The 11,004-nt window shown below is 50.2% G+C and carries 13 protein-coding genes; 4 read left to right on the top strand and 9 right to left on the bottom strand.

The window, feature by feature from the left end; genetic code table 11:
- The first annotated feature begins 14 nt into the window (after positions 1-14).
- Positions 15-509 carry a thioredoxin family protein gene (locus D5066_RS18560; RefSeq protein ID WP_007374396.1) on the top strand — a complete coding sequence of 165 codons (495 nt, stop codon included), beginning with the start codon at positions 15-17 and terminating at the stop codon, positions 507-509.
- A gap of 244 nt (positions 510-753) precedes the next feature.
- Here D5066_RS18560 and D5066_RS18565 read toward each other — a convergent pair whose 3' ends face one another.
- The 4 genes from D5066_RS18565 to D5066_RS18580 form a co-directional block, all read right to left on the bottom strand.
- Positions 754-1,506, bottom strand: a complete 753-nt coding sequence (locus D5066_RS18565) for an alpha/beta hydrolase family protein (protein ID WP_007374395.1) — start codon at positions 1,504-1,506, stop codon at positions 754-756.
- An 87-nt stretch (positions 1,507-1,593) separates the two neighbouring features.
- Positions 1,594-2,367, bottom strand: coding sequence for an SDR family NAD(P)-dependent oxidoreductase (locus tag D5066_RS18570; protein ID WP_042936989.1), 774 nt, complete (start codon positions 2,365-2,367; stop codon positions 1,594-1,596).
- 62 nt (positions 2,368-2,429) lie between these two features.
- Positions 2,430-3,131, bottom strand: a complete 702-nt coding sequence (locus D5066_RS18575) for a DsbA family oxidoreductase (protein WP_007374393.1) — start codon at positions 3,129-3,131, stop codon at positions 2,430-2,432.
- Positions 3,132-3,212: 81 nt separating this feature from the next.
- On the bottom strand, positions 3,213-4,319 hold the full coding sequence (locus tag D5066_RS18580; RefSeq protein ID WP_045334647.1) for an alkene reductase: 1,107 nt from the start codon (positions 4,317-4,319) through the stop codon (positions 3,213-3,215).
- A 370-nt stretch (positions 4,320-4,689) separates the two neighbouring features.
- Between D5066_RS18580 and D5066_RS18585 the strand changes: the two genes are divergently transcribed.
- The gene (locus D5066_RS18585) at positions 4,690-5,253 is read left to right on the top strand and encodes a YbhB/YbcL family Raf kinase inhibitor-like protein (protein WP_119916849.1); all 564 of its coding nucleotides are present in this window, start codon (positions 4,690-4,692) and stop codon (positions 5,251-5,253) included.
- Here D5066_RS18585 and D5066_RS18590 read toward each other — a convergent pair.
- On the bottom strand, positions 5,237-6,082 hold the full coding sequence (locus tag D5066_RS18590; RefSeq protein ID WP_165853356.1) for a helix-turn-helix transcriptional regulator: 846 nt from the start codon (positions 6,080-6,082) through the stop codon (positions 5,237-5,239). The genes D5066_RS18585 and D5066_RS18590 overlap by 17 nt on opposite strands.
- Before the next feature lie 288 nt (positions 6,083-6,370).
- Between D5066_RS18590 and D5066_RS18595 the strand changes: the two genes are divergently transcribed.
- On the top strand, positions 6,371-6,700 hold the full coding sequence (locus D5066_RS18595) for a thioredoxin family protein (RefSeq protein ID WP_007374389.1): 330 nt from the start codon (positions 6,371-6,373) through the stop codon (positions 6,698-6,700).
- 109 nt (positions 6,701-6,809) lie between these two features.
- On the opposite strand, the gene D5066_RS18600 is transcribed toward D5066_RS18595, so the two are convergent.
- Positions 6,810-8,129: a 6-phospho-beta-glucosidase gene (locus D5066_RS18600; protein ID WP_007374388.1), complete on the bottom strand. Its 1,320-nt coding sequence runs from the start codon at positions 8,127-8,129 to the stop codon at positions 6,810-6,812.
- 141 nt (positions 8,130-8,270) lie between these two features.
- Between D5066_RS18600 and D5066_RS18605 the strand changes: the two genes are divergently transcribed.
- Positions 8,271-9,173 carry a LysR substrate-binding domain-containing protein gene (locus D5066_RS18605; RefSeq protein ID WP_117500371.1) on the top strand — a complete coding sequence of 301 codons (903 nt, stop codon included), beginning with the start codon at positions 8,271-8,273 and terminating at the stop codon, positions 9,171-9,173.
- A 130-nt stretch (positions 9,174-9,303) separates the two neighbouring features.
- Here D5066_RS18605 and D5066_RS18610 read toward each other — a convergent pair whose 3' ends face one another.
- The 3 genes from D5066_RS18610 to D5066_RS18620 all read right to left on the bottom strand — a co-directional run bounded on the left by D5066_RS18610 (position 9,304) and on the right by D5066_RS18620 (position 10,969).
- Positions 9,304-9,642: a carboxymuconolactone decarboxylase family protein gene (locus tag D5066_RS18610; protein WP_007374386.1), complete on the bottom strand. Its 339-nt coding sequence runs from the start codon at positions 9,640-9,642 to the stop codon at positions 9,304-9,306.
- Between the two features lie 16 nt (positions 9,643-9,658).
- Positions 9,659-10,228: a TetR/AcrR family transcriptional regulator gene (locus D5066_RS18615; RefSeq protein WP_042936984.1), complete on the bottom strand. Its 570-nt coding sequence runs from the start codon at positions 10,226-10,228 to the stop codon at positions 9,659-9,661.
- A gap of 183 nt (positions 10,229-10,411) precedes the next feature.
- Positions 10,412-10,969 (bottom strand): OsmC family protein, encoded by a 558-nt coding sequence (locus D5066_RS18620; RefSeq protein ID WP_007374384.1) that lies wholly within the window; start codon positions 10,967-10,969, stop codon positions 10,412-10,414.
- Positions 10,970-11,004 lie beyond the last annotated feature (35 nt).

Below are 11,004 nucleotides of genomic sequence, written 5' to 3' on the forward strand. Positions count from 1 at the left end.
ACAAAGGAGAACATATGCAAGATTTCAACGTACTGCTCGAAGCAGCATCAGATTATAACGAATTTGTTGGCAGCGGAGCAGAAGAAGACCGCAATGCATTACGGCATTTTGAGGGGCTTGCCAACGAGGCATTACCTGACGATGTCATCAGTAAGCTCTCACAACTTCCGGGTTCGTACAGCATTCTGGTAGCTGCTGAAATGTGGTGCCCCGACTGCCATAAAAACCTGCCCGTTATCCATGCCATTGCCGCGTCAGCGCCGGCAATACGTCTGGGTATTATCACCCGCGACAAGGCTGAAGCCGTCTTTAAGGCACACTTTGGTGTCGATAAAGTCAAAATTCCGTTTGCCGTGGTACTGGATGAGAACGCGACTCCTCTGGGGCAGTTTATTGAACGACCTGAAAATGCTACCGGCAAGAACGGAGAAGTGAGCGAGATGTACAAAAACGGTGAGCTTCTGGTTGATACCGCCCGCGAATTGACTTCAATTTTTCCAGGAAAATAAGAGAGCGTTAAAGTTAAATTAATTGAATCTCAACCTGAAGGTAATAAACCTGGAAGTTGAGCAAGGCCAAGGAAATAATAAAAATAAACCGTAGCTACTGTGCCCTTAGCCCAGCATCTAAGCAGGGCTTTTTTCGCGTAAAGAAAGCATGCTACGCAGTTTTGTATGTGCAACCAAAATGCTATGCCCATTTATTCAGTGGCCAACGACAGCACCTGCAGCTTCACGAAACTTTACACGCCCTCTAAATGTAAGCAGAACTCCAGGCAACGATAATCCCGGCAACATATTCCGCATCCTGAGGATGCGTCAGAAGATGATCTGCTTCACCCAGTGAAATAAAGCTTTTGGGGTGTCTGGCGGCTTTAAAAATTTTCTCTGCCTGTTCAATCAGCACAGTATCATCATTGGGAGCATGAAAAATCAGCAGTGGCTTATTCATGGTAAATACCTTTTCCGCTATTTTATGCTCCTGAATGTTATCCAGCATTTGCTTTTTTAGCGTGAATACCCGACCTGCAAGCTCTACCGGGAAAGCGCCATGGTTCCTGATATCTTCGATATTGTCTTTAAACAACCGCTGTACATGCGTCAATTCGCCTGGCGAACCTATGGTTACGACCGCTCTGGCTTCAGGCACTTTGGCTGCAATAGAGAGGATTGCCGAACCGCCAAGGCTATGACCAATCAGCAGCGAAGGAGCCTCGTATTCCCGACGAAGATAATCGACCGCGCACAGCAGGTCAGAAATATTCGAGGAAAAATTGGTATTGGAAAAATCGCCTTCGCTGTTGCCTAACCCGGTGAAATCAAAGCGAAGCACCGCAATTGAATTTTCTGTCAGTTTCCTGGCAATGCGTGCAGCACCTTTCAGATCCTTCCCGCAGGTAAAGCAGTGCGCCAACAGGGCAAAGGCTTTTGGATTTTCTGGCAATTCAAGCAACCCGGCAAGTTCCTCACCTTCTGCATTTTTGAAGGTAAATTTCAATTTTTTCATTATGTTAACTTTCAAAATGGTTGAGTTACAAGCAAGATACCTGTCAGCCGCCCCATCATGGGGCGGCTTTGCGAGGTTACGACGAGCTTATCTGCGAACGGCCATGATACCGGCATCGACATCCCAGATTGCGCCTGTCACCCAAGAGGCTTTGTCGGACAACAGGAAGAAGATGGTATTGGCCACATCTTCCGGCGTGCCGACACGCCCCAGCGGATGGAAAGCGTTCAGCGATTGCATTGCGCCAGCAATGTCTTCTTTCGCCATAAAACCCTCATAAATCGGGGTATGCACGATCCCTGGCGAGACCGCGTTCACGCGGATACCCGCACCGGCCAGCTCAATGGCCAGATTACGCGTAAGCGCGTGCAGGCCGGCTTTGGCCATGGAATATGCGGAAGCCGGTGAGTCGCCGAGTGCTGCTTGCGCCCCAATGGAGCCCACGTTCACAATCGCCCCTTCACGGCCGTCGGCCAGCATGTTCTTCACCACGTCCTGCGTGATGAAGAAGGTTGCCCGGTTCAGAGTCAGGTACATGTCGTAATCCGCTTCCAAATGCTCGGTAAAGCCTTTTGGCATGAATATCCCGGCCGCGTTGACCATCAGGCTGATATCGCGATGATTGGCATTAATCTCCTGACGAATGGCGTTCATGCCCTCTTCGGTCATCAGGTTTGCCGCAATCACGGACACGGAACCCAGTGGGCTCAGTTCTTTCTGAACCGCTTCTGCCTTGTCTTTTTTATTGCCCGTCAGTACCACGCTGCCACCGGCTTTCAGCACCATACGCGCCGTTTCCAGACCCATACCGCTGGTGCCACCCACGACAAGCAGTTTTTTGCCTTTAAAATAATCGCTCATTTTGAACTCCGTTATTTGCAGGGTAGATTTGCCGGCAGTCATGCAGCCGGCTCGTTCAGGTGTCAGATGCTGCAACCGTCAGCGCCGCAGGTCTGGCCGTCAGTTTTTGCAAGTTCAGCCGCTTTTTCTTCCCAGACTTGCTTCAACACGTTCAGGAAGTTGTCCGCAGATTGCGCGCCGCTGATAGCATATTTTTCATTGAGCAGGAACAGCGGGACCCCGCTGACCCCGATCGACCGGGCATGGGCTTCATCTTCGGCCACCGATGCACGGAAGGCCTCATTGGCAAGGGCACTTACAGCGTCGGCTCTGGACATGCCCACTTCTGTAGCTAACGCAATGAGCTCCAGCGGATCGAAAATGGAACGCCCCTCAGTCACACTGGCCCGATAAAACCGTTCTGCCATGGCGTCGCCCATATTGGCGTGACGCGCAGCCGCGAGCAGCGTATGGGCATCTTCGGTATCGCCAAAAAGCATGGTGTCAAAGTTATACTGGAGCCCTTCTGTCTTCCCGGCCGTGCCCACCTGATTCATCATCAGTTCCGCCCCATGTTCCCCGCCAAACTTCTTGTAAAGGGCTTTGCGGAACGGCACGGCAGGCCGGTCGCCGGAAATACGGAAACTGTGGTGGCGGACCACGACCTGTTCCTTGTGTTCAAAGGCGGCAAGGCCCTGTTCGAAACGCTTTTTGGCAATCCAGCACCAGGGGCAGACCAGATCTGACCAGATATCTATCGTAATAATCGGCTTAAGGGTTTGCATATTGGCTCCTGAATACCCTATTAATGTAGTCTGGCGGTGCCTGTTTATGTGGGCACCGCAAATACCACCGGCTTCGTGGCGTTAGTTGGCTTCCCAGGCGGGATAATCGGTGTAGCCTTTCTCTGGTGACCCCGTCACGCCGTAATACGTCGTGCGATCGCTTTCGGCCAGCGGCCAGCCGTTCTGCATTCTTTCGACCAGATCAGGGTTGGCGATATACGGCACGCCAAACGCGACAAGATCCAGTTCGTCTGCCTCAAGTGCCGTTTCGGCAATCTCGCGGGTGAAGCCGCCGGCGGCAATAACCGTGCCCCCCAGAGTTTTACGGAACGCGGCTTTGAACCCGGCAGGTACCGGTGCCTGGGTATAAACAGGCTGATAATAGAGATGTACATAAGCCAGCTGACGCTGGCCGAGAGCCGCTGCGATACTGGCCCAAATCTCTTCTTCACCTTCATAAGGCGCCAGGTCGTAAATCCGCCCGAACGGTGAAATGCGCAAGCCCACCTTATTGCTACCAATAGCCGCAGAGATGGCATCAACCGTTTCCAGCAGGAACCGCTGACGGTTTTCCACAGAGCCACCGTATTCATCGGTGCGAGGGTTCAGCTCACTGCTGAGGAACTGGTCGAAAATGAAGCCGTTCGCCGCCATGATTTCCACGCCGTCAAAACCGGCCTCCATTGCCAGACGCGCTGAATGGACAAAGTCAGCAGTAACGCGTCGAACTTCTGCGGTTTCCAGCGCACGCGGCTGGCTTGGAACGACAGGTCCCGGTTCGCCAGACTCGGTCAGTGCAAAGACGGTGGTGTTAACCGCTTGTACGGTACCGGCGGAAACTGGCGCGATGTTGCCCGGCTGAATTGAGGTATGAGACATCCGGCCCACATGCCACAACTGAGCAAAAATACGCCCGCCCTTCGCATGTACCGCATCGGTCACTTTGCGCCAGCCCTGAACGTGTGCAGCGTTGTAGATCCCCGGGGTATACAGATAGCCCCGCCCTTCTTCAGAAACAGGCATGCCTTCGGTGATAAGCAGCCCCGCAGAGGCACGCTGGGCGTAGTAAAGTGCGACGACGTCATCCGGCACGTCGTTCATGGTGCGGGTGCGGGTCATCGGGGCCATGACCACGCGGTTTTTTAACTGCATGCCTGACAGATTGTAGGGTGTGAACAACTTACTCATCATGTACCTCGCAAGGCGAAAGAGAGAAAAGCCCCGCTGGGGCCGGAGTTAATACTTAGCGGGCCGGGGAGCTGACGATCGCTACCTGATGCCGGTTAAGAGTATGGTTGCACTATACCTACCTACTAGTTGATTGGTCAATAGGTAAAAGAACAAATCATGCTGTTCTTTTGTCACAGCAGACAGGCACCGGGAATACCGCGTAAGGTGAGCTGCCGTCGGCGAGATGGTCGTCATCCTGTGAAGTCAGAGAATTACAAATATCATTTTTGGGCGTTATGGAGCTAAGACTGGCCGGTTCAGGGCGGCGCGGGGTCTTTCTCTCCTCTTATCATTGGGATATTAATCACCCCCCTATGGAGAATAGTAAATGTCCAGCTATCACCTTACTTTTATCAGTACATTATGCCTGGCGTTGTCTAGTCAGGTCGCTTTTGCAGCCGGATTTACGCTGACAAGTCATGAGCTTGAAAAAAACCATTTCCCCGTGGCTCAAACCCTGAGTTCACCTTATGGATTTGGGTGCAGTGGTGGAAACCTTGCCCCCTCTTTTAACTGGAGTGGCGCGCCGGCAGGAACCCAAAGCTTCGCTCTCAAAATCTATGATCGGGATGCGCCGACAGGCCTCGGTTGGATCCACTGGCAGGTGGTTAATATTCCCTCATCGCTTCATTCGTTACCGGCGGGGATAACGGCGGATAACAAAAATCTCCCGCAAGGGGCTCTTCAGACCAGGACTGATTTCGGTATCCCGGGTTATGGCGGCCCTTGCCCGCCGAAGGGTGAAACGCACCGTTATGAGATCACGCTGACGGCACTTCGTGTCGACAAACTTCCGGGAATAACGGCGGACTCGACGCCCGCCCTGGTCGGCTTTATGGCAAAAGCGAACTCACTGGGCGAAGCGCATCTTCAGATTACGCAGGGCCGCTAACCGCAGCCAGGTTGCCGATAGCCTGGCCGGAAACCCGGACCAGGCTGGGGCTGAATCCGAAGCGAGTTCGAAATCTGGCGGCGAACTTAGACGGATTTTCATAGCCGACTTCCAGGGATATGCGGGTGACTGAAAGATCTGTCACCTGCAAAAGTGTCAGGGCGCGGCACATGCGAATGTCAGTCACCAGATGGGTGAATGACGTATTTTCGGCATGCAGATGGCGTCTCAGGGTGGTGGCCGACATACCAAATGCAGCCGCTACCTGCGCAGTATTCCAGTCTTGTGATATGTCTGCTGCAACGAGTTTGCGGATTTTTATCGCCAGTCCGGTATGTTGTTTCAGCGCGAAGAAAATGCGGTATTCATCCAGCCAACTCAGCATCTCTTCCATACGCCTGGCCACGATACTTTCAGGTATGTTTTCAGTATCTGTAATGGCCTGTGCAGTGTGATAAAAGGCCTGGCGAAAACTGTTGCCTGGCTCCGCCATTTTATTTGCTTCGCGCATGCTCATACGTGGGGCATGCATGAAGCAGTAGTTTTGGACGAAATCGGCACAAAAACTCAGCCATGATGCTTCGTACGTACCCGTTAAAGGTGATGGTGTATTGATGATATCAAAAGAGTGCCCCTCCCCGATGACCACCGCGTCACCCGCTTCCAGCGTTATCTCCTCTTGCGCCCAGCGGATTATTTTCCTGCCATAGCGGACCAGGATGATTGTGGGTTCATCTATAGTGATATGGCGCATCATCAGGGGCTGCGTATGCAGCACATGCGCTGTACTCCCCACATTAATACGACTGGATAATGTTCTTTCCATCATCGCCTTACGAAAAGGAATAGGCCAGCCCTGTAGGCCGACACTTTATGGATGGGCTTGCTTTTTTATAAAGTAATCCCGATGTTACAATACGTCAGTTTTCTCATTCAGATGGAGTGAAATATCACAATTCTCAGCACGCCGTCCACATAAGATGACGCTTAACCATTGATAAAACATGGCATTGTCTTCGCTTAAGTACCTTTCAATTAATGATAGCTTTTTATGTTAATCAGTTCTACCAACTGGTAGGTAGAATTGTTCACAAGTTACAACGTACTGGAGTGAATGATGCGTGAATTAGCCCTTTACAATGAAGATAATTTTAGAGAAATCGAGAGGCATGAAGGGGTTGCGGTGGTGCGCTTCTCTGCCCCCTGGTGTCCGCCTTGCCAGATGAGCGAAGACATTTTTAACCATTTTGCCGAGCAGACTGACAGCGACGTCAAAGTCGGCAAAGTGAATGTGGATCTGGCACCGGTGCTGACCACCAAATATGAAATTTGGGGGCTGCCGTCCGTACTGATGTTCAAGGATGGGCAGTTGGTCCAGCGTATACCGGGTGTTAAATCGGCAGGGTTTTATCAGCAAGCATTGTCAGAGCTGAAAAAAGGGCAGTAATGCCTTTTTATCTATCTCTTAGCGGTCTGATGCATCATCGGCAAGCGGTTCCCCCTCGTTCAGAGTGATAACCGCTTTGTTATAAAATAACCGACCAGTCTGCTTAGCGTTATTTATTGCGCTGGAAGGCCGGCATCAACGCTTTGTTATGTTCGATCACTTCATCCAATGCATTTTCAAGCAGTTGACCGCTTTTGACCAGGGGATTAATAACCAAGGCGCGCCATGCCGTATACCGATTACCACTGATGGCTGCCTCAATGGTCAATTGCTCAAAGCTTTTCATCAGTTGAATCAGACGAAGTACATCTTCCGGGAAAGGTTCGACATTCAGTGGTATAGGTCCTGAACGGGTGATCATTGAACTGACCTCAACCGCACAGTCATCCGGCAGGCCCGCAATCGCACCATCGTTTCGCGTATTGACATGCATGATGATGCGTTTGTCGTTATATATTGCGCTCATCAATTCACATGCCGCATCCGAATAGTACTGCCCTCCCCGACCTTCCAGCGCTTTCGGTTTCTCGGCGAGTTCCGGGTTTCGATAAATTTCGAATAGTTCTCTTTCGAGCTCCTTTACGATCTCACCACGAGTCCCTTCCCCTTGTGCTTCGCCAAGCTCCTGACGGTACATGTCGTCGCTCATGTAGTAATAACGCAGGTAGGGGCAAGGTATCATTCCCATATTCGCCAACAACCGATCCGGCCATTTGAAAGGAGGAATATTTTTAGGCACCAACGGATCATTCCCCTCTGAAATCAGCTCAATAACCTGAGGCAGCTTATCCTTACCTTCATGAAAAATATGGCGCGCAAAAATGAAGTGATTAAGTCCCGCGACCTGCATGATAAATTCATTGATGTCACTGACACCTAAGGCACTGGCAATACCTTTTTGCATGATAACAGGCACATTGCACAGCCCTACGGTTTTGACTTTGCTGTATTTCAGTATCGCTTCAGTGACCATTCCCGACGGGTTGGTAAAGTTCAGCAACCAGGCATCCGGGCACAGTTGTTCCATTTCTTTCGCTATAGCCAATGCAATCGGGATAGTGCGGCATGCATTGGCAAACCCACCCAGCCCATTGGTTTCCTGACCGATCATGTCGTATTTCAGCGATATCCTTTCGTCGCTGATCCGTGCTTCCAGGCAACCGGCCCTGAACTGAGAACAAACAAAATCGGCACCGGGCAGTGCTTCTGTGCGGTCAAGGGTTTCATAAACCGGTATATCCAGCCCATTTTTTTCCAGCATCCGTCGGGTGAGGCCCGCAATGATCGCCATTTTTTCACGGCCATCCTCAATATCAACCAGCCATAACTCGCGAATCGGAAATTCATTTTGACGCTTGATAATGCCTTCCATCAGTTCAGGTGTGTAGCTTGAACCCGCTCCAATAACCACTAACTTAAGACCCTTCATTAGATATTCCCCTCATCGTTGTTGTCAGGACGTCTGTTGGGCCAATTAAAGAGGACAAGGGGCTTAGTGGACAAACGATCAATTCCGGGGTATGCATTACTGTAAATAATGCATAAGAAAAATTAAGAAGGAAAATAATGAATGCTCGCTCAACAGAACATACTGGCACTATTGCATACGTTTGAAACGGCAGCACTGCATATGAGCTTTACTAAGGCGGCGACAACCCTCAATCTGACGCAAGGGGCCGTTAGCCAACGCATTCGTTCTCTTGAATCCATGCTCGGATTCAGACTGTTTATCAGAATGACCAGAAAACTTCAGTTGACCGATGAAGGGGAGCGTTTACTTGGCGTACTCGCGTTTTCACTTAAACGCATCAGTGATGAAATAGAAGATATTCGCGTGCAGGGGTTGAGAGGAACCTTGTCTGTCGGCCTTCCACCTACCTTCGCTTTTCTCTGGCTGATGCCGCGCTTACCGGTATTTACCGAACGGTGGCCAGGGCTGAATATCAATTTCAGAGTGAGGGCCGGTCTGGTAGATTTTAATCTTGAACGGGTAGATGTCGCTATCTACTACAGTAATCTGAAATACCCCGATCTCTACTGCGAACGGTTATCTGAAGAGATGCTGGTTCCCGTCTGTATTCCATCTCTTGCAAAAAAAATCAGGCAAGCAAACCATTGGTTAGCTGAAGTCCCGTTCATTCATACCTCTGAATCCGTTGACTCCCAGAATGTTTTTTCAGAATGGCGAGAATGGTGCAGGGAGTCTGGCAAAAACCTGCCCGTTGAAGATAATTTTTTAAGCTTCAACAATTGTCAGATGTCGATTGAAGCGGCACTCAATGGCGGCGGTATCATCATGGGCAGAAAACGACTCATTCGACATTACCTCGATGAGGGCCGACTGGTCGCCCCTTTTGAAATAGAAATACCCGCCGGGCGAGGATATGACCTCATTATGCCACGAGAAAACCTTAACCGACCGGGCGTTCGGGCTTTGGCCGAATGGGTGAGAAATGTGTTTAACGAGAAATAAAGTCTGTTTTCGTTCTGAAAAGGGGCAATGAAAGCCATATCAGACCTAATGCCAGAGAGCATGATGACAATGTCTGTCAGAAGTGAAAAAAGGGCAGTCATGCCCTTTTATATTTTCAGCGCGATAACTATTACGCTTTCAGTTGCTTAATCGCATCCAGCGTACGTGCTGAATAGACAACTGCAGCGCCTGCATTCAGGTTGATCGCCACACCCAGGGCTTCAGCAATTTCTTCTTCTGTGGCGCCAGCTTTAACGGCAGCTTCGGCATGGACGGCGATGCAACCATCACAGCGAGTCGTCACCGCACAAGCCAGTGCAATCAGTTCACGCACTTTCGCGCCCAGAAGGTTGGTCTTATTGCCGGCGTTGCCCAAAGCCATGACGCCTTTTAGCGTTTCCGGGGTCAGCTTACCCAGATCACCAACACGTTGCATCACTTCTGAGCGGTATTCATTCCAATCTAACATGGGGTCATCTCCAGAATTATTTTCTTTTAACAATCATTAGGATCTGTTCAAGCGTATCGTTGAAAAGCTCAGGCTTATTAATCGCCCGGGAAACAACGCTAGCGCCCTCGCATAAATTCAAAATAAGCAGCGCCATTTTTGATGGCGGCAAGTCAGCAGTCAGTTCCCCTGCATCAACGCCACGGCTGACAATTTTGGTCAACCAGGCAATCTGCATATCGAAATATTCGGTCGCCTGAACTCTGATATTCGGTGGCAGATTGGCCATTTCCGCAGACAAAGCACAGCACAGCGGCATACGCGACGTGCGATAGCTCTCGATGAAAAGCTCCACGTAAGCGGTAAGCATCTGCGCAACCGTATTCTCCGTCTTTTCAATCTGTTCAAATCGGTTTTTGGTATCGGTATGGGCCTGAATCACCACTTGTTCGCCCAAAACGTCTTTGGTTGGGAAGTGGTGATGAATACTGGCCTTAGTGATACCAATACTCTTTGACAAATCAGCATAGCTGAATGCAGAGTAACCCCGTTCGCGCATCAGATGGTCCGCTTCATTCAGAAGCCTTTCTCGTGTCATGACTGACATATAATCCTCACAATTATAATCTACTAGTTGGTAGATATTATCTGCGCCTGTTGTTCCCTGCAAGGGGACATCAGTTCACAACAGTAATTTAACCTTCTCTGATAACGCGTTTTGGTCGGAGTTAATAGCCATCAGGCAGTAGGGAAATGACAGTGTTCAGGCATTTCCCTCTCTGAGTTTTACCTACACCAACCGGGTATCAATACTGACCGGGTTCGCCAGGGTATCGTGGATCGGCGAGCTTTCTGGGAGAGCACGAACCATTTCTTCAAGCTGTTCACGGCTGGCGGTCGGACTGGAGAGCTTAACGCCAACACGGATCGCTTTCGCCCCATTGCGAACTTTTTCGTCAAGACCCAGGAAACCGTTCAGATTAATGTCGAAATTCAGGTCAAGTTCAATACCATCAAGTTCAATGCCCTTTTCTGCCGCCATCACAGTCAGAGTCGCGGTATAACAACCGGCAAGTGCCTGCAAAATGTATTCAGCTGGGCCCATACCGCTATCAGTACCCGATAAATCAGCAGGTTCATCGCCAACATTAGCAAATTTTCCGGAGCGACTGGTATCAACCTTGCCGTTCTGGATAGTCGCATGAGTTTCCACTCGGACGGATACTCCACCGTTGGATTTACTCTTCATGTTAAAGGTGAGATTGCCCAGTTCTGGATGCTGGCGAATAGCTTCTCGTGTACCGCGAATAACATTAGCGTCAGCAAAAGGTTTTTTTAAATCAGTCATTTTAACTCCTGAGATACAGTGCGGATTTAATTAAT

The sequence above is a fragment of the Enterobacter chuandaensis genome (assembly GCF_003594915.1).
Lineage (GTDB): Bacteria > Pseudomonadota > Gammaproteobacteria > Enterobacterales > Enterobacteriaceae > Enterobacter > Enterobacter chuandaensis.